The 23,222-nt window shown below is 65.6% G+C and carries 18 protein-coding genes; 6 read left to right on the top strand and 12 right to left on the bottom strand.

What is annotated here, in order from left to right; genetic code table 11:
• Positions 1-82: 82 nt before the first annotated feature.
• On the bottom strand, positions 83-1,822 hold the full coding sequence (gene ngg, locus P5704_005630; GenBank protein WOF79974.1) for an N-acetylglutaminylglutamine synthetase: 1,740 nt from the start codon (positions 1,820-1,822) through the stop codon (positions 83-85).
• Positions 1,823-1,958: 136 nt separating this feature from the next.
• Positions 1,959-3,731 carry an N-acetylglutaminylglutamine amidotransferase gene (locus tag P5704_005625; protein ID WOF79973.1) on the bottom strand — a complete coding sequence of 591 codons (1,773 nt, stop codon included), beginning with the start codon at positions 3,729-3,731 and terminating at the stop codon, positions 1,959-1,961.
• 169 nt (positions 3,732-3,900) lie between these two features.
• Here P5704_005625 and P5704_005620 point away from each other — a divergent pair, with 169 nt between their 5' ends.
• Positions 3,901-4,374 (top strand): MarR family transcriptional regulator, encoded by a 474-nt coding sequence (locus P5704_005620; GenBank protein WOF79972.1) that lies wholly within the window; start codon positions 3,901-3,903, stop codon positions 4,372-4,374.
• 272 nt (positions 4,375-4,646) lie between these two features.
• On the opposite strand, the gene P5704_005615 is transcribed toward P5704_005620, so the two are convergent.
• From P5704_005615 to P5704_005595, 5 genes are all read right to left on the bottom strand, one after another.
• The gene (locus tag P5704_005615; protein WOF79971.1) at positions 4,647-6,425 is read right to left on the bottom strand and encodes a S8/S53 family peptidase; all 1,779 of its coding nucleotides are present in this window, start codon (positions 6,423-6,425) and stop codon (positions 4,647-4,649) included.
• Positions 6,426-6,427: 2 nt separating this feature from the next.
• Entirely contained in the window at positions 6,428-7,390 is a 963-nt protein-coding gene (gene egtD, locus P5704_005610; protein WOF79970.1) for an L-histidine N(alpha)-methyltransferase, read from the bottom strand.
• 2 nt (positions 7,391-7,392) lie between these two features.
• Positions 7,393-8,688 (bottom strand): ergothioneine biosynthesis protein EgtB, encoded by a 1,296-nt coding sequence (egtB, locus tag P5704_005605; GenBank protein ID WOF79969.1) that lies wholly within the window; start codon positions 8,686-8,688, stop codon positions 7,393-7,395.
• Positions 8,689-8,884: 196 nt separating this feature from the next.
• The gene (locus tag P5704_005600; protein WOF79968.1) at positions 8,885-9,574 is read right to left on the bottom strand and encodes an SDR family oxidoreductase; all 690 of its coding nucleotides are present in this window, start codon (positions 9,572-9,574) and stop codon (positions 8,885-8,887) included.
• A gap of 9 nt (positions 9,575-9,583) precedes the next feature.
• Positions 9,584-9,889 carry a hypothetical protein gene (locus P5704_005595; GenBank protein ID WOF79967.1) on the bottom strand — a complete coding sequence of 102 codons (306 nt, stop codon included), beginning with the start codon at positions 9,887-9,889 and terminating at the stop codon, positions 9,584-9,586.
• A 117-nt stretch (positions 9,890-10,006) separates the two neighbouring features.
• Between P5704_005595 and P5704_005590 the strand changes: the two genes are divergently transcribed.
• Positions 10,007-14,548 (top strand): DEAD/DEAH box helicase, encoded by a 4,542-nt coding sequence (locus P5704_005590; GenBank protein WOF79966.1) that lies wholly within the window; start codon positions 10,007-10,009, stop codon positions 14,546-14,548.
• A gap of 218 nt (positions 14,549-14,766) precedes the next feature.
• Here the strand turns inward: P5704_005590 and P5704_005585 are convergent, their stop codons facing one another.
• Positions 14,767-15,630, bottom strand: coding sequence for a DUF6279 family lipoprotein (locus P5704_005585; GenBank protein ID WOF79965.1), 864 nt, complete (start codon positions 15,628-15,630; stop codon positions 14,767-14,769).
• A 179-nt stretch (positions 15,631-15,809) separates the two neighbouring features.
• On the opposite strand from P5704_005585, the gene P5704_005580 reads away from it, so the two are divergent.
• Positions 15,810-15,998 carry a hypothetical protein gene (locus P5704_005580; protein ID WOF79964.1) on the top strand — a complete coding sequence of 63 codons (189 nt, stop codon included), beginning with the start codon at positions 15,810-15,812 and terminating at the stop codon, positions 15,996-15,998.
• A 30-nt stretch (positions 15,999-16,028) separates the two neighbouring features.
• On the opposite strand, the gene P5704_005575 is transcribed toward P5704_005580, so the two are convergent.
• The 4 genes from P5704_005575 to P5704_005560 all read right to left on the bottom strand — a co-directional run bounded on the left by P5704_005575 (position 16,029) and on the right by P5704_005560 (position 18,519).
• Positions 16,029-16,577, bottom strand: coding sequence for a hypothetical protein (locus P5704_005575; GenBank protein ID WOF79963.1), 549 nt, complete (start codon positions 16,575-16,577; stop codon positions 16,029-16,031).
• A gap of 78 nt (positions 16,578-16,655) precedes the next feature.
• Positions 16,656-17,426: an ABC transporter substrate-binding protein gene (locus P5704_005570; protein WOF79962.1), complete on the bottom strand. Its 771-nt coding sequence runs from the start codon at positions 17,424-17,426 to the stop codon at positions 16,656-16,658.
• 107 nt (positions 17,427-17,533) lie between these two features.
• Positions 17,534-18,259 carry an RNA pseudouridine synthase gene (locus tag P5704_005565; GenBank protein WOF79961.1) on the bottom strand — a complete coding sequence of 242 codons (726 nt, stop codon included), beginning with the start codon at positions 18,257-18,259 and terminating at the stop codon, positions 17,534-17,536.
• An 80-nt stretch (positions 18,260-18,339) separates the two neighbouring features.
• Complete coding sequence (locus P5704_005560; GenBank protein WOF79960.1) at positions 18,340-18,519, bottom strand: hypothetical protein; 180 nt, start codon at positions 18,517-18,519, stop codon at positions 18,340-18,342.
• 177 nt (positions 18,520-18,696) lie between these two features.
• Here P5704_005560 and P5704_005555 point away from each other — a divergent pair, with 177 nt between their 5' ends.
• From P5704_005555 to P5704_005545, 3 genes are all read left to right on the top strand, one after another.
• Complete coding sequence (locus P5704_005555) at positions 18,697-19,845, top strand: PQQ-dependent sugar dehydrogenase (protein ID WOF79959.1); 1,149 nt, start codon at positions 18,697-18,699, stop codon at positions 19,843-19,845.
• A 165-nt stretch (positions 19,846-20,010) separates the two neighbouring features.
• Positions 20,011-22,341 (top strand): glucose/quinate/shikimate family membrane-bound PQQ-dependent dehydrogenase, encoded by a 2,331-nt coding sequence (locus tag P5704_005550; GenBank protein WOF79958.1) that lies wholly within the window; start codon positions 20,011-20,013, stop codon positions 22,339-22,341.
• 41 nt (positions 22,342-22,382) lie between these two features.
• The gene (locus tag P5704_005545) at positions 22,383-23,219 is read left to right on the top strand and encodes a S1-like domain-containing RNA-binding protein (protein ID WOF79957.1); all 837 of its coding nucleotides are present in this window, start codon (positions 22,383-22,385) and stop codon (positions 23,217-23,219) included.
• Positions 23,220-23,222 lie beyond the last annotated feature (3 nt).

Raw genomic sequence — 23,222 nt, 5'->3', positions numbered from 1 at the left:
TGGAGTGAATATCGGAGAGTGGAGTCAACCGAAGTGGCGAGCGACCTGCGGCGACCCGGCATGAGGCCGGGTCGCGCCAGGCTCAGCCGGCGGTGCTGAGCGGGAAGAGCAGGTCGATGAAGCGTTCGGCGGTCGGCTGCGGCTGATGATTGGCCAGGCCGACGCGCTCGTTGGCCTCGATGAAGACGTACTCCGGCTGGTCCGGCGCCGGCACCAGCAGGTCCAGGCCCACCACCGGAATATCCAGAGCGCGGGCGGCGCGTACGGCGGCATCGATTAGCTCGGGATGCAGCTGTGCGGTGACGTCTTCCAGCGTGCCGCCGGTATGCAGGTTGGCGGTGCGGCGCACGGCGAGCCGGTGTCCGTCCGGCAATACGCTCTCGAAGTCGAAGCCGGCGTCGCGCAGGCAGCGCTGGGTTTCCTCATCCAGCGGAATCGAACTCTCGCCGCCGGTAGCGGCTTGGCGCCGACGGCTCTGCTTCTCGATCAGCGAGCCGATGCTGGTACGGCCATCACCGATGACTTCCGCCGGGCGGCGTATCGCTGCGGCGACGACTTCGTAACCGATGACGACGATGCGCAGATCCAGTCCGGGATGGAAGCTTTCCAGCAGTACGCGGCTGTCGTACTGCCGGGCGCGTTGGATGGCGTCTTCCATTTCGGTCGCATCGCGCAGATCCACGGCGACGCCCATGCCCTGTTCGCCATCCACCGGCTTGACCACTACGCTGCCGTGCTCGGCGAGGAACGCGGCATTTTCCTTTGGGCCGGCGGCCAGTTGTTGCGCCGGCAGGCAGATGCCTGCATGGGACAGGGTGCGGTGGGTTAGCCGCTTGTCCTGGCAGAGCGTCATGCTGACGGCCGAGGTCAGATCGGACAGCGACTCGCGGCAGCGCACCCGCCGTCCGCCCTGGGTCAGGGTGAACAGGCCGGCTTCGGCATCGTTGATCTCGATCTCGATTCCGCGCCGGCGGGCCTCGTCGACGATGATCTTGGCATAGGGGTTGAGCTTTGCTTCCGGGCCCGGGCCGAGAAACAGCGGTTGGTTGAAGCTGTTCTTGCGCTTGACGGTGAAGGTCTGCAGATCGCGGAAACCCAGCTTGGCGTACAGCGCCTTGGCCTGCTGGTTGTCGTGCAGCACCGACAGATCGAGATAGGCCAGGCCGCGGCCCATGTAATGTTCGATCAGGTGACGCACCAGCGCCTCGCCGACGCCCGGTCGCGGGCAGCTCGGTGAAACCGCCAGGCACCAGAGGCTGGAGCCGTTTTCCGGATCGTTGAAGGCGCGGTGGTGGTCGATGCCCATCACGCTGCCGATGATCTGCCCGGAGGTCTCGTCCTCGGCCAGCCAGTACACCGGGCCGCCCTGTTCCCGCGGTGTGCAGCGCTCCGGGTCGACAGGCTTCATGCCGCGCGCCTGGTAAAGCCCGTTGATGGCTTGCCAGTCGGCTTCGCTTTGGGCACGACGCACGCAGAAGCCGCGGAAACGTTTCTGCGAAGGGCGGTAGTCGGTGAACCAGATGCGCAGGGTATCGGAAGGGTCGAGGAAGAGTTGCTGCGGTGCATAGGACAGCACCTGGTGCGGGGCGGCGACGTACAACGCGATATCGCGCTCGCCGGCCTGTTCGTTGAGCAGTTCGGCAGCGAGTTGGGCGGGGTCGGAGTAGGTGTGGCCGACCAGAATGCGACCCCAGCCGCAATGCAGGATCACCGGGCCGCAGGGCTCCTCCTGACCGTCCTCGGCGAAGCGTGCCTGCAGCCGCTGGTAGGTCGGAGCCTGTCCGCGCAACAGACGCTGGCCGTAGGCTTGGGACTTCTGCATGGTGCGTTCCTTGATGCTAAGTCACGAACCGGCAAGCGGCGGGGCGATGTGCTCGCCCCCGTGGCGCGTGGCAACCGCAGCCGTTCGTGAGCGGGTTATCGGGGCCGTCGTGGCCTGGCGCCTGCATCGGCCACCGTCAAAGGCCTTGTTCGCTCAACCATAGGTTGACCGCCGCCAGCTGCCAGAGTTTTGAACCGCGCAGCGGCGTGAGCTGGTTGTCCGGATCGGCGAGCAACTTCTCCAATGCCTGCGGGTTGTAGAGGCCACGCTCCTGGCTGGGGTCGAGCAGCATCTCGCGAACCCAGTTCAGTGTCGCACCCTGCAAATGCTTGAGGCCCGGCACCGGGAAGTAGCCCTTCGGCCGGTCGATCACCTCGGCAGGAATCACCTGGCGCGCGGCCTCCTTGAGCACGTACTTGCCGCCGTCGGGCAGCTTGAATTTCGCCGGAATCCGTGCCGACAGTTCCGCCACACGATAGTCGAGGAACGGCGTGCGCGCCTCCAGACCCCAGGCCATGGTCATGTTGTCCACGCGTTTGACCGGATCGTCGACCAGCATCACCGTGCTGTCGATGCGCAGCGCCTTGTCCACCGCCGCGTCGGCGCCCGGCTGGGCGAAGTGCTGGCGGACGAAGTCGCCGGAGAAGTCGCCCTGGACCCACTGCTGCTGCACGGTCTCGGCGTACTCTTCGTAGCTGCGGTCGCGGAAGGCGGCGAGGTAGGCGGCCACCGGGTCTTCGGCGCCGTCCACCAGCGGATACCAGTGGTAGCCGGCGAACAGCTCGTCGGCACCCTGGCCGCTCTGCACCACCTTGCAGTGCCTGGCCACTTCCCGCGAGAGCAGGTAGAAGGCGATGCAGTCATGGCTGACCATCGGCTCGCTCATCGCCTGGAAGGCGGCCGGCAGCTGTTCGAGGATTTCCTTTTCCTGGATGCGCAACTGGTGATGGCGGGTGTTGTAGTGCTTGGCGATCAGGTCCGAGTACTTGAACTCGTCGCCGCGCTCGCCACCGGCATCTTCGAAGCCGATGGAGAAGGTCAGCAGGTTGTCCGCCACGCCGGCCTCGCGCAGCAGGCCGACCAGCAGGCTGGAATCGACACCGCCGGAGAGCAGCACGCCGACATCCACCGCCGCGCGCTGACGGATGGCCACCGCCTCGCGCATGGTGTCCAGGGTGCGTTGCTTCCAGTCTTCGAAGCTGTAGTTGCGCTCCTCTTCACGGGCGCCGAATTGCAGTTCCCACCAGCGCTGGGTGGTGGTCGCGCCATTGGCGTCGACGCGCATCCAGCTGGCCGGCGGCAATTTCTCGATACCGGCGATCAGGGTGTCCGGTGCCGGCACCACGGCGTGGAAGCTCATGTAGTGATTCAGCGCCACCGGATTCAATACGCCGGCGATATCGCCGCCCTTGAGCAGTGCCGGCAGCGACGAGGCGAAGCGCAGGCGCTGGTCGGTGCGCGACAGGTACAGTGGCTTGACGCCGAGACGGTCGCGGGCGATGAACAGCTGCTGGCTGTCGCGCTCCCAGATGGCGAAGGCGAACATGCCGTTCAGTCGCGGCAGCAGCGCTTCGCCCCAGGCATGGAAGCCCTTGAGCAGCACTTCGGTATCGCCTTCGGAGAAGAAGCGATAGCCCAGGCCTTCCAGCTCTGCGCGCAATTCGGGGTAGTTGTAGATGGCGCCGTTGAAGACCATCGACAGGCCGAGCGCCGAGTCGATCATCGGCTGGCCGGACGCCTCGCACAGATCCATGATCTTCAGGCGTCGATGCCCCAGGGCAAGCGGGCCCTGGCTGTGGAAACCGCACGCGTCGGGGCCGCGCGCAGTCAGGTGTTGGGTGATGCGTTCAACCGCAGCCAGATCGGCCGGGCGGTTATCGAAGCGAAGTTCTCCAGCTATGCCACACATAAGGTCCTTACCGGTTTTGCCGTTGGGGAGTGTGACTGGCCCGTCACCCGCGAAGTTCAGCCTTTCGGTTCAGCGCAGCGGCGCCGATGCGGCCGGGTCAGTCAGCTTTTTACACCAAAACAAAAAAATGCTTTGATGTCAAAGTTAGTTGTTGTGGAAAAGGCTGGATATGACTGATGAAACAGTTTCAAACAAAAGCAATAGTGCCGGGCTGGAAGCCTTCGAGATGCCGCTGTTCCAGGCCATGCGCCGGCTGCAGCAGGACGCCGAAGTGCATGCCAAGCGGCTGGCGCGCTACGGCGGACTGAGCCCCGTGCAGTTGATGATCCTGCAGGTGCTGGCCAGCGAAGGGCAGTTGACCGCCAGTGACCTGAGCTGGCGCGTCAGCCTTACCGCAGCCACGCTTTCCGGGCAGATCGATCGGTTGGAGGAGCGCGGGCTGTTGCAGCGCCAGCGCGACGACCAGGACCGTCGCCGCCAGTGGCTGCTGCTCAGCGATAGCGGTCGTGCCTTGTTGCAACAGGCGCCGGCGCTGTTGCCACCGGAATTCCGCTCGCGTTTCGCCGCCCTTGCGCAATGGGAGCGCCACGCGCTGACCGCCGCGCTGCTGCGTGCCGCCGAGCTGTGCGGCGATATGGAGTAAGCGCCTAGGTGTCTGTTCCCGTTTCATCGCGAGCCGCGTTGCTGCGAGAAATAGCCCCCGGTTAGGCGCAGGACGCAGGTAATGGTCATTCCCTTGCCAAGTCCTGCAACGACAGTGGGGGCTATTTCCCGCGCAACCCGAAGGGCCGGGCCTGTTTTACCGCGATGCGGCGTTACTCGATGGCTTATTTAGGCGACTAAACTTCGCATCTCGTGCCTTGCCTCGCGGTAAAACGGGCTCCGGCGCGGCCGCGAATGAAACGGGAACAGACCCTAGCGCGAGTTCTTCAGACTTTCCACGGTCAGCTCCAGCGCCTTGCGCATGTCCAGCCGCGCCGAGCGGCCGACGTCGCGATCATCCAGCCGATAGCCGCGCTCGGACGGCAGGATCGGTGCAGTCAGGTCATCCGCCTCGGCCGGTTCGAAATCCGAATCACGGCCGATGGTCATGGCGCTGCGGCGCAGCAGTTCGCGCACCTGATCTGGCTCCAGTGCGGGATTGACCGACAGCATCGCGCCCACCGCACCGGCAACCAGCGGCGTGGCATAGGAGGTGCCGCAATGCACGTCGCCGCGCTGCTCGGGATCGTGCGTGGCGGCGCGGGTGCAGGCCGCGGCGGTGATGTCCACGCGCATGTCGACGTTGGATGACTTGCGCTTGCGCACGTAGTCGGGATGCTCCACCGAGACCTTCTTCCGGTCGTTGCGCTCGTGGGCGCCGACCACCAGCAGCTGCTCGGTGATGAACGAGGAGGGCAGCCGATAGTCGTCACGCCCGGAGTGGGCCGAGCCGTTGCCGGCGGAATTGATCACCAGCACGTCAGGATGCTCGCGGCGCAGCCAGAGGAAGAATTCCTCCAGCAGCTCCTCGTAGCCGCTCATGGCTATCCCTGAACGCAGTAGCGAGTCCACCGGTTCGCCTTCCACATCCACCGTACCGATGCGGTGAATGCCCCAGCTCCAGTTGAGGATGCGCGCGCCGTCCTCGACCAGATTCACCGAGGCCGCGACGTTGGCCGTGATGCCGGCGTCCGAGTTGCGCTCGACGATCACCTCGAAGCCCGGCCCGGTGCCGTCCAGCGCACTGAGAAAGCCCTGGTCGCGGGCATCGCTGGCATGGGCGGCGAGAATGCCGGCGACGCTGCTGCCGTGATTGTCCGGCCGGTCGGCGTCGCGGGCGTAGAGGCAGGTGCGCTGCTGCCGTGGATCGCAGGGTTCGAGGTACTCGGCGAAATGCGCCGCATCGAAATCCACCGCGCGTTCGATGATGCCGATACGCACCGGCTGTTCTTCCCCGGCGCGCTGGCCGGCGGGAATGCGTTCGCGGTAGTAATCCACCGCATCGAGGAAGCGGTTGGCGGCCCACTCGCGGTTCTGCGGGCGCTTCTGATCCCTGGTCTTGCCGGTTTCCTGCTCGTCGTTCTCGGCGGCCGATTCCTCGATCACCACGGCATCCACGCCTTCCTCGTTGCCCAGGCGCAGCACCATGGCGTCGCGTTCGGTCAGGTCTGTCACCGGCAAGCGCAGTTGGTAGGTATTCAGCGGGGCGATGGCCCCGACCACCTCGGCGCCGTACTTCTTGGCAAGCTGGCGGGCCTTTTCCAGCCCCTTGTGGTCCTCCTCGATGATCAGGCTGACCAGGTCGACATAGGTGGTCAGGTCATCCATGTTGCGCGCCACTTCATCGGGCGTGGCGGCGAGCACCTGGCTGCGACCGGCCGAGAGCCAGACCGGATTGCTGCGCTGGCCGTCGCGTTCCAGCCACAGCGGGCCGCTGCGCACCGCATTCGGCGCAAGGCTCAGGCGCAGCTGCTCGCCGTCGCGCTGGAGCTTGTCGGCCGCCACTGGCTCGCCGTTGAGGTACAGCTGCACCTCGCCGCGGGGCAGGCCTTTGGCGCTCAGGCACCAGCCCAGCGAATCCTCGGCGAAGAGGTCGCCGCAGCGCTTGAGCTGGGTGATGCGGATGGGGTCTTCTGCAGCTGCCGGAAAGGCGGCGAGGGCGCTCAATAACCCGAGGCCGAGGGTGAACAGGGTGGAGGCACGTGCTGGCATGTTCAACGTCGCTCGAGGTAGTTGACGCTGAACAGCCCGCGCGGGTCGGTCCACTGGCCACGACAGGCGAAGCCGGCGGCATCGGCCAGGGCGGCGAAGGATTCCAGCGTGTACTTGTAGGAGTTTTCGGTGTGCAGGCTTTCCCCCGCATCGAAATGGAAGCGCCGGCCTTCGATGGTCACGTCCTGGGCATCGGGGCTGATCAGGTGCATCTCGATGCGCGATTCGGCCTCGTTGAAGAAGGCGCGATGGACGAAGCGTGACGGGTCGATGTCGCTGTCCAGCTCGTTGCGGATGCGCTGCAGCAGATTGAGGTTGAAGGCCGCGGTGACATGGGCGCGGTCGTTGTAGGCCGCCTCCAGCACTGCGCGGTCCTTGACCAGATCGACGCCGATCACCAGGCCGCCACCGGCCGGCAGCACATCGTGCAGACGCTGCAGAAAGGCTGCGGCCTCGCCCGGGGTGAAGTTGCCGATGCTCGAACCGGGGAAGAACATCAGCGGGTGCTCGCTGGAAAAATCATCCGGCAGGTTCAGCTCGTTGGAAAAGTCGGTACAGGCGGCATGCACCTCCAGCCACGGGTAGTCCGCCGCCAGGCGCTGGGTGCTGCTGAGCAGGAAGTCCTCGGAAATATCGATGCCCAGGTAGCTGGTCGGGTGCAGCGCCTCCAGCAGCAGGCGTACCTTGCGGCTGGCGCCACTGCCCAGCTCGATCAGGTCGCTGTGAGGGCCGGCGATGTCGAGGATGTCGTTGGCCGCCTCGGCGAGAATCTGCTCCTCGGTGCGGGTGATGTAGTACTCGGGTTGCTGACAGATCTGCTCGAACAGCTCGGAACCGCGGCGATCATAGAAGAACTTCGGCGAGGCCCATTTCGGGCTCGCGGCGAACCCGGAAAGGGTTTCGTCGCGCAGCGAGGAGTCGTGTGGCTGTTGCAGCTGATCGTGAAAGTGAATTGCCAGCGCCATGTTCAGAGCCCTCTGGCCAGGCGCAGCCCGGCGAACTGCCAGCGCATGGCCGGCTGAAAGAAGTTGCGGTAGGTGACCCGCACGTGGGATTCCGGCGTGGCGCAGCAACCGCCACGCAAGACCATCTGGCCGGACATGAATTTGCCGTTGTATTCCCCCAGGCTGCCCTCCAGCGACCGGAAACCCGGGTAGGGCAGGTAGGCGCTGGCGGTCCATTCCCAGGCATCGCCGAACAGCTGTCTCGGGCTGTCGTGACCGGGCGGCGCGGCGACCGGTTGCAGGTAGTCGCTTTCGAGGAAGTTGCCGCGCAGCGGCTGGTCGGCGGCGGCGACTTCCCATTCGGCTTCGCTCGGCAGCCGCGCACCGGCCCAGCGTGCGAAGGCATCGGCCTCGTAATAGCTGATGTGGCAGACCGGCGCTTCCAGGTCCAGCGGCCGCAGGCCGCCGAGGGTCATCTCGTGCCAGCTGGCATCCTCGCGCAACCAGTACAGCGGCGCGTTCCAGCCGGCCTGCTGGATCAAGTCCCAGCCGTCCGACAGCCATAGCTCCGGACGGGCATAACCGCCGTCAGTGATGAACGACAGGTACTCGCGGTTGCTCACCAGCCGTTCGGCAAGCTGGAAATCCTCGACGAACTGGCGATGTCGCGGGGTTTCGCAATCGAAGGCGAAATCGCTGCCGGCATGCCCGATGTGATGTACGCCGCCGGCGTATTCGTGCCAGCGCGGGCGCTCGGGGCTGCTGGGTCTGGCCTGGGCGAGATCGTCGCGATAGACCGGATGCAGCGGGTTCTGCGCGAGGATGTGCTTGATGTCCATCAGCAGCAGTTCCTGGTGTTGCTGCTCGTGCTGCAGACCCAGTCCGACGCGGCGGACGATTTCGGCGGCCTGCTCGCGCGGCGGATTGCTCAGCAGTTCGCCCATCGCCTGGTCGACGTGCCGGCGATAGCGATAGATCTCATCCACGCCGGGGCGGGAGAGGACACCGCGCCGCGCCCGCGGAAAGGGCAGGCCATGGGTCTGATAATAGGAGTTGAACAGGTAGTCGTAGGCCTCGTTCAGCCGCCGGTAGCCGGGTAGATAAGGCAACAGCAGAAAAGTCTCGAAAAACCAGCTGACGTGCGCCAGGTGCCATTTCGGTGGGCTGACTTCCGGCGTGCTCTGGATGACGTAATCCTCGACCTGCAGCGGCGTGCAGATCGCCTCGCTGGTGGCGCGAACCTGCCGGTAACGCTGCAGCAACAGGTCGAGTTCGGCGAGTACCGGATGCGAATGTGGCTGCTCTGCCAGATTTCCCATGGCTGTCCCCCTCGGGTTTGACGACCGAAACGGCCTCCCATAGCGACCCGGCACGGCGGGCAAAAGTTTCTGCCGCTACAGGGCCTGCTGCCGTGACGCCTATGCTGCGAATGCAATCGCGATGGACCCAGGCGATGGCGAAGAAAGTGGCCCTGCGCGTGCTCAGGTTTCTGAGCGCGGCATGATTGAGTGGCTTCTAGCTGTCGATGGGCGGTGCCGGGCGAATGAGGATTTCGTTGACGTCGACGTGGGCCGGCTGCGCCAGGGCATAGACCACTGCGCGGGCAACGTCTTCCGCTTGCAGCGCGTAGGGCGGCGGCTCGTCGAACAGCGGCGTGTCGACCATGCCCGGCTCGATCAGTGTGACCCGCACGCCGCTGCCGCGCAGTTCTTCGCGCACGCTCAGTCCTATCCCGGTCACCGCCCATTTGCTGGCGCTGTACATCGATCCGGGAATGACGAAGCGCCCGGCCGCCGAGCCGGTGAGCAGCAGATGGCCGCGGCTGGCCTTCAGCGCAGCCAGCGTGCAGCGCAGGGTCAGACCGACCCCATAGACGTTGGTCAGCAGCATGGTTTTCCAGACTTCGGGATCGGCACCGCTGAAGCCGCCGTCGCTGCCGGGGATGCCGGCATTGGCGTAGACGGCATCGAGCTGGCCATAGTGATCCAGCACGCGCCGCACCATGGCCTGCTGCTCGGCGTAATCGGTCACGTCGCAGCGAATGGCGAGGGCGCGCTGCGGCCCGATCTCATCGACCAGGTGCTGCAGCTTGTCTTCGGAGCGTGCGGCGAGTGCCAAACGGTAGCCGGCCGCCGCTGCCAAGCGTGCAGTCGCCGCGCCGATACCGGACGAGGCACCGGTGATCAGCAGCACGGGATCGCTCATGGCCCTTCCTCAGTAGTTCGGCGTGGTTTCCGGAATGGCGCTGTCGTCGGTGATAAAGGGCATGTTCCAGGGTTCCAGGGTGCAACCCTTGTCGATCAGCTCCTGGCGGGTCTGCTCGATCACCTGTGCCATGCGCAGCGGATCGGCGTAGTCGCGCACCTGCGCTACCCGCGTGATTTCCTCGCCGTTGCCGTTCATCACGGTGAAACCGAAGCTGTCGTCCTCGGGGTTGGCGCTGGTCACGCAACCGCAGGGCAGGAAGGCTTCCGAAGCCAGTTGCATGGCGTTGTCGAGGCTGAGCGGGGTAGTGGTCATGGTCATCTCCGTTGCGTTGCGGATGTTTCAAGTTGACCGCCATATGCGACGGCCGTTTCCCTACCGCCGACCGGCTGTCGCTTGTGCAAAGGCTTGGGCGCCACCATATTCATCGGCATGACCACGTCATCCGTCGATCCGCTTGGCCGTTTCCACCCCGCCGTGGCGGGCTGGTTTTCCCGCAGCTTTCCCGCACCCACGCCGGCCCAGGCGGCTGCCTGGCCGCTGATCCGTGCGGGACGCTCGACGCTGGTGGCCGCGCCCACTGGCTCGGGCAAGACCCTGACCGCCTTTCTCGCCGCCATCGACGGTCTGGTGCAGCAGGGGCTGGCCGAGGGTGGTCTGGACGACGCGACGCGGGTGCTCTACGTCTCGCCGTTGAAGGCCTTGTCCAACGACATCCATATCAATCTGGAAGAACCGCTCGCCGGGATCACTGTGGAGCTGGCGCGCCTGGGCCTGCCGCCACTGGAAATACGCACCGCGGTGCGTACCGGCGACACGCCGCAGGCCGAGCGCAACGCCATGCGCAAGCGCGTGCCGCACATCCTCGTCACCACGCCGGAATCGCTCTATGTGCTGCTTGGCTCGGCCTCGGGGCGTGAAATGCTCGCCGATGTGCAGAGCGTGATCGTCGACGAGATCCATGCCATCGCCGGCAACAAGCGCGGCAGCCATCTGGCGCTGTCGCTGGAGCGACTGGAAGCGCTCTGCAATCGGCCGCTGGTGCGGGTCGGGCTGTCGGCGACGCAGAAGCCGATCGATGCGGTGGCGCGCTTTCTGGTCGGCGTCGAGCGGCCGTGCGAGATCGTCGACATCGGCCATGGCCGCGCCCGCGACCTGGCGCTGGACGTGCCGCCGGTGCCGCTGGAAGCGGTGATGAGCAACGATGCCTGGTCACTGGTGTATGACCGCCTCGCGGCACTGGCTGGCGAACACCGCACCACGCTGGTGTTCGTCAACACGCGGCGCATGGCCGAGCGCACCACCCGGCATCTGGCCGAGCGGCTGGGCGCAGAGGTGGTCGCCGCGCATCACGGCAGCCTGGCCCGCGAGCAGCGGCTGAGCGCCGAGCAGAAGCTCAAGCGCGGCGAGCTGCGGGTGCTGGTGGCCACTGCCTCGCTGGAGCTGGGCATCGACATCGGTGATGTCGAGCTGGTCTGCCAGTTGGGGTCGCCACGCTCGATTTCGGCGTTTCTGCAGCGGGTCGGGCGGGCCGGGCACCAGGTCGCCGGGGTCTCCAAGGGGCGGCTGTTTCCCAGCTCCCGCGACGACCTGATCGAATGCGCCGCGCTCCTCGACGCGGTGCGCCGCGGTGAACTGGATACGTTGAAGATCCCGGATGCACCGCTGGACGTGCTAGCACAGCAGATCGTCGCGGAGGTGGCCTGTCGTGAGTGGGTCGAGGAGGAGCTGTTGCAGCTGTTTCGCCGCGCGATGCCCTATGCCGCGCTCGACGAAGCGACCTTCCAGGCACTGCTGCGGATGCTCGCCGAGGGCTACACCACCCGCCATGGCACCCGCGGCGCCTACTTGCACCGTGATCTCGCGACGCGCAGCCTGCGTGGCCGACGCGGTGGTCGGCTGACCGCACTGACCTCCGGCGGCACCATCGCCGACAACGCCGACTATGCCGTGCTGCTGGAACCGCAGGGGCTGAACATCGGCACGGTGAATGAGGACTTCGCGGTGGAGAGCCTGGCCGGCGACGTGTTCCAGCTGGGCAACACGTCGTATCGCATCCTCAAGATCGAATCCGGGCGGGTGCGTGTCGAGGACGCCCAGGGCATGCCGCCGAGCATTCCCTTCTGGCTGGGCGAGGCACCGGGGCGCAGCGACGAGCTGTCCTTCGCCGTGGCGCGGCTGCGTGACGAGATCGATCGGCGGTTGGCTGAAGGTGCTCCTCCCCTCTACGCCGGGCGCCCCAACCCTCTCACCGAGGGGGAGAGGGGGCAGGCCGAGGCTGCTGGAACGAATGACGAAGGGCCGGGCACCGGAAGGGTTGCGACTGCTGCTCAAAGCCACGAAGCCCCAAGCGTCGGTGATGAACAAGCGTCCCTGCCTGTCCCAGCCGCGGACCAGGCTCCCTCTCCCCCGCGGGGAGAGGGCTGGGGTGAGGGGGCGGCGGTGGGCAGGGTGGACCTGTCGCCCGCCATCGACTGGCTGACCGGCAGCCTCGGCCTGGCGGAAACCGCCGCCCGGCAGATCGCCGAATACCTGGCGCGTGCCCGCTCCGCACTAGGGGCCTTGCCGACTCAGCAGCGGCTGGTGATGGAGCGTTTCTTCGACGAGTCCGGCGGCACCCAGCTGGTCATTCACTCGCCCTATGGCAGCCGCATCAATCGCGCCTGGGGGCTGGCGCTGCGCAAGCGCTTCTGTCGCACCTTCAACTTCGAACTGCAGGCGGCGGCCACCGAAGACGCCATCATTCTTTCGCTGTCCACCAGTCACAGCTTTGCGCTGGCGGAAGTCTGGCGCTACCTGCATTCGGCCAGCGCCGAGCAGGTGCTGATTCAGGCACTACTGGATGCGCCGCTGTTCGGCGTGCGCTGGCGCTGGATCGCTACCACGGCACTGGCGCTGCCGCGCATGGCTGGTGGGCGCAAGGTCGCGCCGCAACTGCAGCGAATGAAGAGCGAGGATCTATTGGCCACGGTGTTCCCCGACCAGGTCGCCTGCCTGGAAAACATCGTCGGCGAGCGCGAGATTCCCGATCATCCGCTGGTGCGCCAGACCCTCGACGACTGCCTGCACGAGGCCATGGACAGCGAAGGCTGGCTCGCGCTGCTGCGGCGCATGGAAGGCGGCGAGATCGAGCTGCTGGCGTGCGATCTGCCGGCACCGTCGCCGCTGGCCATGGAGATTCTCGGCGCGCGGCCTTATGCCTTTCTCGACGATGCACCGCTGGAAGAGCGGCGCACCCAGGCGGTACTCGCGCGGCGCTGGAGCGATCCGGAGTCGGCTGACGATCTGGGTGCGCTGGACCCGGATGCGATCGCCGCCGTGCGTGAGGAGGCCTGGCCCGAGGCGCGCAATGCCGACGAGGTGCACGAGGCGCTGACGGCGCTCGGTTGCATTGCCGAAGCCGAGACCGTCGCGCAGCCGCAATGGGGCGAATGGCTGGCCGAGCTGGCCCGTGGCGGCCGCGCGACGCGCATGCAGGTGGCGCACGACCGCGCCCTGTGGCTGCCGCTCGAGCGCCTGATGCTGCTGCGCGCGGTCTATCCGCAAGCCCCGTTCGAGCCGCACCTGCAGGCGCCTCTCGGCTACGACCAGCCGATCGAGGAAGATGCCGCACTGGTCGAGTTGATCCGCGCCCGGCTGAGTGGCTTCGGCCCGCTGCCGGTGCCGTTGATCGCGCGGCCGCTGGCATTGCCGGCTTCTGCCGTCGCGGCGGCGCTGATCCGTCTGGAAAGTCAGGGTTACGTGATGCGCGGGCGCTTCAGCGCTGGCGCAGTGGAGGACGAGTGGTGCGAGCGGCATCTGCTGGCGCGTATCCACCGCTACACGGTCAAGCGCCTGCGGCGGGAGATCGAGCCGGTCGAGCGTGTCGATTTCATGCGCTTTCTTGCTGACTGGCAGCATCTGTCCGCGACTACGCGCATGCAGGGGCGCGAGGCGCTGGCCACGGTCGTCGAGCAGCTGGAGGGCTTTCAGGCCGCCGCCGCGGCGTGGGAAGCCGATCTCTTGCCGTCGCGCCTGAAGGACTATGGCGGAACCTGGCTGGACGAGCTGTGCCGCTCCGGTCGCATTGTCTGGACGCGGCTGGCCGGGCGCCTCAAGGCCAGCGGCGGGCCGGTGCGCGGCACACCGATCGTGCTGCTGCCGCGGCGTCAGTTACCGACCTGGTATGCGCTGGCCAGCGACGCGCCGGCGCCGGAACTGTCTTCACGGGCACAGCGGGTGCTCGAATGCCTGCAAGCCGAGGGCGCGCTGTTCTTCGACGAGCTGCAGCACGACGCGCATCTGCTGCGCAGCGAGCTGGAAGATGCCCTTGGCGAGCTGGTGGCGGTGGGTTTGGTGAACGCCGACAGCTTCGCCGGTCTGCGCGCATTGCTGGCGCCGGCGAGCAAGCGCTCGCGCACGGCCCGGCGAAGCCGAGGTGGTGCCTTTATCGGCGGCATGGACGACGCCGGTCGCTGGGCGCTGGTGCGCAAGTCTGGAGCGGGCGACGCGGAGGCAAGAACACGGGCGTTCGATGCCGAGGCGCTGGAACACATCGCCCATGTGCTGCTGCGCCGTTACGGCGTGGTGTGCTGGCGCCTGCTGGCACGCGAAGCGGACTGGCTGCCGCCCTGGCGCGACCTGTTGCGGGTCTACCACCGGCTGGAAGCCCGTGGCGAGATTCGCGGCGGGCGCTTTGTCGCGGCGGTGGCGGGCGAGCAGTTCGCCTTGCCGGAGGCGCTTGGCTTGCTGCGCGAGGTGCGCAAGCGACCGCTGAGCGGCGAGATGTTGGCGGTGTCCGCGGTCGATCCGCTCAATCAGCTCGGCACCCTGTTGCCGGGCGTCAAGGTGCCGGCCTTGGCGGCTAACCGGATTCTGTTTCGCGATGGGCTGCCGGTGGCTGTGCTGGTGGCGGGCAAACCGCAATGGCTGGTCGAACTGGACGAGGATGCCCAGCGCGAAGCACGCCGCCTGCTGACGCCAGCCAGGCGCTGAGCCGTTAGTGGCCTGTTTGGTAAGTTCAGTCGGTCAAGTCGGCGCCCATGGCCCCGATACCGTGCTGCTCCTCACCATAGCCCGACTCGTCGCAGCGCCTTGTCTCGCAGCCATGTTCATCCGAACTGGCCTCGACCCACTCACCGCTCAGGCCGCTAGGGTCTGTTGCCATTTCGCAGCAACGCGGCTCGCGATAAAACGGCAACAGACCCTAGGGATCAGGCTGTCGGTGCCAGGCATTCCAGGTCGCTGAAGTCGGTGCGCAACTGCTCCAGGCGCCCACTGAGGTGTGTCCGCTGCCCGGCATCGGCGAGGGTGTAGAGGTCGGCCACCAGATCCAGCCCTGCCTGCTCGGCACGCCGCAACGCGGCCTGATCGTTCGCACTCAGCAACGCCTCGCGCTCCTGCAGCAGCTGCGCGATGCGATCGTCGAAATCGTCGCGGTGGCGCTGCTCGACCGCGGCCAACAGCAGCTCTTGCCAGCGCTCGCGGTTGCCCAGCCAGCGGCTGTTCTGCTCGTTCAGGGTGTGAGACCAGAGCAGCACGCGTTGTCGCTGGTCCGCGTTCAACTGGCCGAACCAGTACTGCAAACGCTTCTGCATGCGCTCGGCGCGCTCGCGAATCTGTCGCTCCAGCGGAGGAGCCAGGTATTTCTCCCGGTATTCCTCTCGATTTTCCGCCAGCGCGTTGCGCAGTTCGGTGACCTGCTCGTCGCTCAGGGCACGCAGCAGGTCCGTTGCGGTGGGGGTGATCTGCACGGCAATGCTGTGCATGGCGTCGCGGACGCCGCGGTACTGCGGCTCGAGGTCGCGGCGATCGAGCTGTCCGCTAGCAGTTTCGTGCTCCAGCCGTTCGAGGCTGGCCAGCAGTTCCGGCAATTGCGTGCTGCAGTGCCAGGCCAGATGCTCGCGCAGGCGTTCTCGCAGCTCGTCCTTCTGATGGTTATCCAGGTCGAGATAGTCGTTGAGCGTCCAGGGCACGACCATATCCAGGTTGCGATAGACCAGGGTGGCGCGGCTGCAGCCGTTCAATAGCATGGCGCAGAGCAGGGTCAGCAAGAGCAGGCTGGCAATGGGGCGCATCGTCTTTCCTCGCGGGCGTCAGCGGCTGTTCTGTAGAGCCACGGCAGCGACGGGGGTTCGGCTGGGAGCCGTTTCGTCGGTGCCGGCGAGCAAAGGCGCCTGGCCTGTGGTCTTCCCTACATCGAGTCGTCCGGCGACGGCGGGACGGCCGACTTACCCAGCAGCAGTGGAGAAAAGCCATGACCTCTCAGATCAAGCACCTCAGCGGCGAAGATGTACCCAAGGCCTGGCGCCCGACCTGGGCGGTGTGCTGGGTGGTGGAGTTGAACGGCACCATCGTCGGCGGCCCCTATGCCACCGAGCAGGAGGCGCGTGCGGTGGCCGATGGTGACGAGGAGCCGCGGATCTTGCAGACCCCCGCGCCCTGAAACGGTAACCCCAGGCGCCTGGGGCCGTAGCTAGCGGGCCTGTTCCAGACAGTGCTGCGGGCAGGGCGCCTGATACGGGACCGATGGCGGTGGCGGGGCGACCAGCTGATTGACCAGTTCCAGCGATTTGTCGAAGGAGGGATAGCCACTGCGCGCGACATCCAGCTCGCCGTAGGCGTCGCGGTAGCGTTCCGCGCGGGCCTGATCGGCTTCGTTGAGCAGGTACGGCTCGTGGTAGATCTTGTAGAGCAGCGCCACCGCATGGGGGTGGCCCTTGCGCTTGGCCTTCTCCAACAGGTCCAGCACCTCCGATGGCTCCGGGCCCTGGCGGACCAGCAGCAGGGCCTGGTAGAACTCCGTCTCGCCGCGCCGATCCAGCTTCGCACTGCGATCGAGCAGCGCCTGGGCGAGCTCGTAGCTGTCTTCGTCGCCGATCGAAATCAGAATCTTCGCCTGCATCAGGTCGTTCTGGTAAAGCAGCCGCTCTGCACGACACTGGTCGTTCCAGACGCTGTCGCAGGATTGAGTGGCGCAGCCGCCGAGGGTCAATAGCAGACTGACCAGCAGTGCCTTTTTCATGGCTGAATTGGTACTCCGTTCTCTTTTCGCCAGTATGAGCCGTGCCAGCTTCGATTCGCCAGTGGCGCTTACGTTCGCTCAATAGTTCGGGCAGGGCGCGCTCATCTCTTGCAGGCCATAGCGTCTGAGCAGGGTCTGCCAGCGTGCGCTGTGCGGCAGGTCGGCGATGAGCTGATGCACGAACTGCGTGGTTTCGGCCGGCAGGCTGGCGGTCATGAGCACATGCCGGTCGAAGACGTAGAGCGGAAGTGGCGAAATATGCAGCGGTGCGTCAGGCACCTCGGTCAGGCTGAAGAACAGCCGTGAGGAGCGCGGCATCAGCGCGACATCGATGCGCTGGTTGAGCAGCTTGTTCAGGTTCTGCAGATCGTTGTGCACGTTTTCGCGCTGGATCAGGCCCTTGTCGATGTCGTCTTCCAGCGCCCGGTAGCGATGACCGAGGATCCCGCCCATGCGCAGGCCGTGCAGCGACTTCGGGCCGTCATAGTCGACCGGCTTGTCGCTATGGGAAACGAAATCCTGGATGTCGCACAGCAGCGGCCGGGTCCAGCTGGCGCCGGCGGTGAGGCGCTGTGGAAAGAAGTCCGGCGTGGCCCATAGCAGGATGCCGGGTTCCTTGTTCTCGAGGCGCGCATCGAGCCGTTTGCGTGGCAACTGGGTCAGCTGGAAGTGATAGCGGTCCTGGTTGGTCGGATGCTCGTTGAGCAGTTGCACCAGCGCTTCGGAGAGCCCAGGGTTCTGTCCGGAGGCAAAGGGAGGCGAGGGTTGGTAAGCCCATACGGCGACGGGCTCGGCAGCCAGGATGCTCAGCGGGAAAACGGTCAGCAGCAGGAGCATCAGTTTCTGCATCGCGGTCCTGTCTTGAGTGAGAACGCCATCGTGGCGAATTGCCCTCAAGACTGATTCAGCAGAACAGGTAAAGCAAGCGTGCTCCGCCGGCCGGCGCTGGCGAGGCCTCAGAAACGCTCGTGCTCGCCGAGAAAACGCCACTGGCCGGCCGGTAGTTTGGCCATGGACAGGCGGCCGATACGAATGCGTTTGCAGGCAAGCACCGTCAGGCCGATGGCTTCACAGAGCAGGCGGACTTCGCCGGGTGCGGGTTCCTTGATCACCAGGCGCAGACGGTTTTCGCTCTGCCAGCTGACCTTGGCCTTGGCTAGGATCTTGCCGCGGTGGCCGATGCCCTTGGCGAGCAACGCCAGCCCGTTCTCTTCGGCTTCGCCGCTGACTTCGACGACGTATTCCTGCTCCAGCTTGTCGCGTGCGCTGGTGAGCAGGCGGATCACTTCGCGTTGCTGGCTGAAGACGGTCAGCCCGCTGGCGTCGGCGTCCAGGGGCAACAACAGGTTCTGCTGGAGCAGATGGCGCTGCAGTGCTTCGTTGCGGCTGGGGTCGTCGCTCCAGTGCTCGCTGGCCTGAAGTACGCGGCGCGTGCCGTCGACATCGGCACCGATCACCAGTCCGGCGGGCTTGTGCAGGAGCAGCGTCACAGGCGCGATTTCCCTCGCGGTGGCACCGGCTCGCAGTTCGACGCGCTGTTCGGGGCGCACCTTGATGAACGGCGCTTCCACCAGTTCTCCGTCGACCGTTACCCAACCTCCCTCGATATACAGCTCGGCCTCGCGCCGGGAACAGCCGAGTTGCTCGGCGAGGCGTTTGGCAAGGCGTACGGGGTCGGTCATGGTGCGCTCGGAGACGAGAAAGAGGAGGGGGTAGAACGCGGCGAGCCATGATAAAGCCGGCTCGCCGAAAGCGGTTCAGATCACTTCTTGCTGATGGTGATCTGGCGGGATGGGCCCTGGGTCTGACCACTCACTCCGTTGGGGATGGTCTGGACTTCACCGCCGGCCTTGATGAAAGCGGCCATTTGCGCAGCGAGGGACTGGCTGGTTTCGGTGGCGGGTTCGGGCTTGCGCTTGGCGCTGGTGGTTTTAGTGGCCATGGATCGCTTTTCCTTTAATCAGTCGAACCGGGCATTATACAGATTTGATCAAAATTTGTTCAGGTTTTTGCTGGCCGTCATTTCTTGAAGCGTTTTTGCAACCATCCGACGAGCCGTCTGGTCTTCAATTAGCCGCGAAATAAGCGTTTCTCGACATCGATACCTGAGAGGAAGACCATGCTGCGCCATGCCATTCGCACCACGCTCTGTGGCTTTGCCATCGCCGCTTCGCTGCAGGCTGCCGCCGAAACTGAACGCCACTCCAGCGAGGCGGGCCCGGTAACGGTCAAGGAGATCGTCAGCGGCCTCGAGAATCCCTGGGCGCTGGCCTTTCTGCCGGATGGCAAGCGCATGCTGGTGACCGAACGGCCCGGTCGCCTGCGCGTGGCCGGTCTGGACGGCAGCCTCTCCGAGCCGCTTGCCGGCGTGCCGGACGTCTTCGCCCGCTCCCAGGGTGGCTTGCTCGACGTGAGATTGTCGCCGGCCTTCGAAGCGGATCGCCTGGTCTATCTGACCTATGCCGAGGCCGGCGATCAGGGCAAGGCCGGAACGGCGGTCGGACGCGGCCGATTGAGCGACGATGCCAGTCAGCTGGAAAACTTCGAGGTGATCTTCCGTCAGCTGCCAAAGCTCTCCACCGGAGTGCATTTTGGCTCGCGGCTGGTGTTCGACGGCAACGGACATCTGTTCGTCGCGCTTGGCGAAAACAACCAGCGGCCTACCTCGCAGGACCTCGACAAGCATCAGGGCAAGGTGGTGCGCATCGGCCTGGACGGCAGCGTGCCGGAGGACAACCCCTTCGTCGGCCAGGACGGCGTGCGGCCGGAAATCTGGTCCTACGGCCATCGCAACCAGCAGGGAGCCGCTCTCAACCCCTGGAGCGGCGTGCTCTGGACTCACGAACATGGCCCGCGCGGCGGTGACGAGGTCAACATTCCGCAGGCTGGCAAGAACTACGGCTGGCCGATGGCGACTCACGGCATCAACTACAGCATGCTGCCGATCCCTGAAGCGGAGGGCGAAACGGTCGAGGGCACCGAGCCGCCGCACCACGTCTGGAAGAAATCGCCGGGCGTCAGCGGCATGGCGTTCTACGATGCCGAGCGTTTCCCCGGTTGGCAGCACAGCCTGTTCATCGGCGCGCTGGTGGATCAGTCGCTGATACGCCTGCAGCTCGACGGCGACCGCGTGGTCGGCGAAGAGCGCCTGCTCAAGGACCTGGGCGCGCGCATCCGCGACGTACGCGTCGGGCCCGACGGTTACCTCTATCTGCTGACCGATGCGGGCGACGGTAAGTTGCTTCAGGTTGGTCTGGACGCTCAGTAAACGTCAAAAGGCGGGGCTTCCACCCCGTCGCGGCAAGTCACATCACGCCAATCTCCGTTGTGCACGGAGCATTCCCGCCCGTCGCCTGTCCCACTTTCATGATGGCCAGCCTTGCTGGCCGTCGCAGTGTGGTGGCTCGAATAACAAGATCGAGGGAGATAGGCCGTGGCTGTGGTCATCAGCGGAGTGTTCTGCATCATCGTCGGGCTTGCGCTCGGTGCGGGGGGAGCGAAGGTCGTCAGCCTTGGCGGTACCTGGTATTTCGCCATTGTCGCAGGGGGATTTCTGCTGACCGGGATCCTGCTGCTGATGCGCCGCCGTGCGGCGCTGTGGGTTTACGCGCTACTGATGCTCGGGGCGTTCGGTTGGGCACTGTATGAAGTGGGGCTGGACTGGTGGCAACTGGCGCCGCGCGGCAGCATCATCGCGCCGCTCGGGTTGTGGCTGCTGACGCCCTGGATCGCACAGCGGCTGGGCTGGCAGCACTTCGGTTTTCGCGCCTGGGGTGGCGCCGCGCTGCCGCTGATGCTGGCGGTCGTGCTCTGGGGGGCCGCAGCGGTGTACGCGGTTGGTCATGACAGCCACGACATCAAGGGCATGCTGCCGCGGCCCTTGGCCGAAGCGCCTGCCATGGACGATGCCGTACCGGCCGGCGACTGGCACGCCTATGGACGCACCCAGCAGGGTCAGCGCTACTCGCCGCTGGCGCAGATCACGCCGCACAACGTCGAGCGGCTGGAGCCGGTGTGGCACTACCAGACCGGTGATCTGCGCGGTCCGGACGACCCGGATGAAACCACCTATGAAGTCACGCCGCTCAAGGTCGATGACAGCCTGTACCTGTGCACACCGCATAATCTGGTCATCGCGCTGGACGCCGAAACCGGCCAGGAGCGCTGGCGCTTCGATCCCGAGGTGCCGCATTCGGTCAATCGCCAGCACCTGACCTGCCGCGGGCTTTCCTACCATGCATCGCCGCCGACGGCCGAGGGCCAGGTCTGTCGGCAGCGCCTGTTCATGCCGACCGCCGATGCCAGGCTGATCGCGCTGGATGCGAAGAGCGGCGAGATCTGCCCCGGCTTCGGCGATGACGGTGCGGTGGATCTCTGGGCGAACATGCCCCACGTGAAGGAAGGTTTTTACTATTCCACCTCGCCGCCGGTGGTCGCGCGTGATCTGGTGATCGTCGGCGGGGCGGTGAATGACAACGTTCGCGCCAACGAGCCGTCCGGCGTCATCCGTGCCTATGACGTCTATACCGGCGAGCTGAAATGGAACTGGGATCCGGGCAATCCCGATGAAACAGCGCCGATCGCCGCCGGGCAGACCTACAGCGCGAGCAGCCCGAACAGCTGGAGCATTTCCAGTGCAGACGAGGTGCTGGGCCTGATCTACGTGCCGCTGGGCAATCAGGTGCCGGATCAGTGGGGCGGACAGCGCAGCGAGAACAGCGAGCGTTTTTCCTCGTCCATCGTTGCCCTCGATCTGGATAGCGGCCAGCTGCGCTGGGTTTTCCAGACCGTGCGCCATGACCTCTGGGACATGGATGTGCCGGCGCAGCCGAGCCTGATCGACATCCAGGCCGCGGACGGCCCGGTACCCGCGCTGGTGGCGCCGACCAAACAGGGCGACATCTATGTACTCGACCGCCGCACGGGCGAGCCGATCCTGCCGGTGCGTGAGGTGCCGGCGCCGCAGGGCGCGGCCGAGGGCGACTGGGTCGCCAAGACGCAGCCAGAGTCGGCATTGTCTTACGAGCCACCGAAGCTGCAGGGCAAGGATCTGTGGGGCGCCACGCTGATCGACCAGATGATGTGCCACATCCAGTTCCACTCGCTGCGCTACGAAGGGCGTTACACGCCACCATCGACCCAGGGCACCCTGGTCCATCCGGGCAATTTCGGCGTGTTCAACTGGGGCGGTGTAGCCGTGGACCCGGTGCGGCAGATGGTCTTCAGTACGCCGGCCTATCTGGCCTTCACTTCGAAGCTGATCCCTCGTGAGGATGACGAGACGACCTACGTGTCGGAGCAGGAGCCGTTCCTCAACGAAAACTTCGGTTCGCCTTTCGCCGTGGAGCTGAAGGCCTTCGTTTCGCCCATTGGCCTGCCTTGTACCGCGCCGCCGTGGGGCTACGTGGCCGGCGCCGATCTGCGTACCGGCAAGACCCATTGGCTGCGCAAGAACGGCACGGTGCGCGATCGTGCGCCGATTCCGATGCCGTTCAAGATGGGCGTGCCGAGCCTTGGCGGGCCGATGCTCACCGCCGGTGGCGTTGCGTTCTTGAGCGGGACGCTGGACTACTACCTGCGTGCCTACGATGTCAGCACCGGTCGCGAGCTATGGAAAGCGCGTCTGCCGGCCGGCGGTCAGGCCACGCCGATGACCTACGAGAGCCGCTCTGGTCGGCAAATAGTGGTGGTGGTCGCCGGCGGACATGGCTCGCTGGGCACCAAAGCCGGTGATTCGGTGATCGCCTATGCATTGCCACGCTGACTGGCGCTAGAATCGCCGCCTTTACACTCGGGACCGCCCACATGGCCGCCATCGGACGTTACAACAGCCTGCAGATCGTCAAGCACACCGGTTTCGGCCTCTACCTCGATGGCGGCCCGGACGGCGAAATCCTGCTGCCCAACCGCTACATCCCCAAGGACATGCCGACCGAGGTGGACGACTGGCTGAACGTCTTCATATACCTCGACAGCGAGGACAAGCTGATCGCCACCACCGAAAAGCCCAAGGTGCAGGTCGGTGAATTCGCCAGTCTGAAGGTGGCCGAGATCAACCGGGTCGGATTGTTTCTCGACTGGGGACTACCCAAGGACCTGCTCTTGCCGCACTCGGAAGAGAAGCGGCCGCTGCAGGTCGGTGATTACTGCGTGGTTTACGTTTACATCGACAAGCGCACCCGGCGCATTACCGCCACGGCACGCCTGGATCGCTACCTGGACAAGACCCCGGCGAATTACAAGGTAGGAGAGGCGGTGGACCTGCTGATCGTCGAGGCGACCGAGCTCGGTTTCAAGGCGATCATCAATGGCCAGCACTGGGGGCTTATCCACAAGAACGAGGTGTTCAAGTTCCTCCGTGGAGGCATGCGTGAGCGCGGCTATATCAAGGAGCTGCGGCCCGACGGCAAGATCAGCCTGAGCCTGCAGCCGGTGGGCAGCGAGGCGACCGATGCCCTGCAAGCGTTGATCCTGCAGAAACTGGAAGAAAACCAGGGCTCGCTGGACGTCAGCGACAAGAGCCCGGCCGAGGAAATAGCCCGTCGCTTCGGCGTCAGCAAGGGCAACTTCAAGAAGGCCATCGGTGGTCTTTACAAGCAGGGTCGTATCGTCATCCACCCGGATCGCATCGAACGCGCCTGAGCC

It is taken from the genome of Pseudomonas sp. FeN3W, from assembly GCA_030263805.2.
Classification (GTDB): domain Bacteria; phylum Pseudomonadota; class Gammaproteobacteria; order Pseudomonadales; family Pseudomonadaceae; genus Stutzerimonas; species Stutzerimonas stutzeri_G.
Note: the sequence above shows the minus strand (reverse complement) of the source record. Positions and strands in the feature narration are given on the sequence as shown.

Coding starts and splice junctions, on each gene's coding strand:
- ngg (WOF79974.1), bottom strand. CDS start 1,822: ATGCAGAAGTCCCAAGCCTACGGCCAGCGTCTGTTGCGCGGACAGGCT.
- P5704_005625 (WOF79973.1), bottom strand. CDS start 3,731: ATGTGTGGCATAGCTGGAGAACTTCGCTTCGATAACCGCCCGGCCGAT.
- P5704_005620 (WOF79972.1), top strand. CDS start 3,901: ATGACTGATGAAACAGTTTCAAACAAAAGCAATAGTGCCGGGCTGGAA.
- P5704_005615 (WOF79971.1), bottom strand. CDS start 6,425: ATGCCAGCACGTGCCTCCACCCTGTTCACCCTCGGCCTCGGGTTATTG.
- egtD (WOF79970.1), bottom strand. CDS start 7,390: ATGGCGCTGGCAATTCACTTTCACGATCAGCTGCAACAGCCACACGAC.
- egtB (WOF79969.1), bottom strand. CDS start 8,688: ATGGGAAATCTGGCAGAGCAGCCACATTCGCATCCGGTACTCGCCGAA.
- P5704_005600 (WOF79968.1), bottom strand. CDS start 9,574: ATGAGCGATCCCGTGCTGCTGATCACCGGTGCCTCGTCCGGTATCGGC.
- P5704_005595 (WOF79967.1), bottom strand. CDS start 9,889: ATGACCACTACCCCGCTCAGCCTCGACAACGCCATGCAACTGGCTTCG.
- P5704_005590 (WOF79966.1), top strand. CDS start 10,007: ATGACCACGTCATCCGTCGATCCGCTTGGCCGTTTCCACCCCGCCGTG.
- P5704_005585 (WOF79965.1), bottom strand. CDS start 15,630: ATGCGCCCCATTGCCAGCCTGCTCTTGCTGACCCTGCTCTGCGCCATG.
- P5704_005580 (WOF79964.1), top strand. CDS start 15,810: ATGACCTCTCAGATCAAGCACCTCAGCGGCGAAGATGTACCCAAGGCC.
- P5704_005575 (WOF79963.1), bottom strand. CDS start 16,577: ATGAAAAAGGCACTGCTGGTCAGTCTGCTATTGACCCTCGGCGGCTGC.
- P5704_005570 (WOF79962.1), bottom strand. CDS start 17,426: ATGCAGAAACTGATGCTCCTGCTGCTGACCGTTTTCCCGCTGAGCATC.
- P5704_005565 (WOF79961.1), bottom strand. CDS start 18,259: ATGACCGACCCCGTACGCCTTGCCAAACGCCTCGCCGAGCAACTCGGC.
- P5704_005560 (WOF79960.1), bottom strand. CDS start 18,519: ATGGCCACTAAAACCACCAGCGCCAAGCGCAAGCCCGAACCCGCCACC.
- P5704_005555 (WOF79959.1), top strand. CDS start 18,697: ATGCTGCGCCATGCCATTCGCACCACGCTCTGTGGCTTTGCCATCGCC.
- P5704_005545 (WOF79957.1), top strand. CDS start 22,383: ATGGCCGCCATCGGACGTTACAACAGCCTGCAGATCGTCAAGCACACC.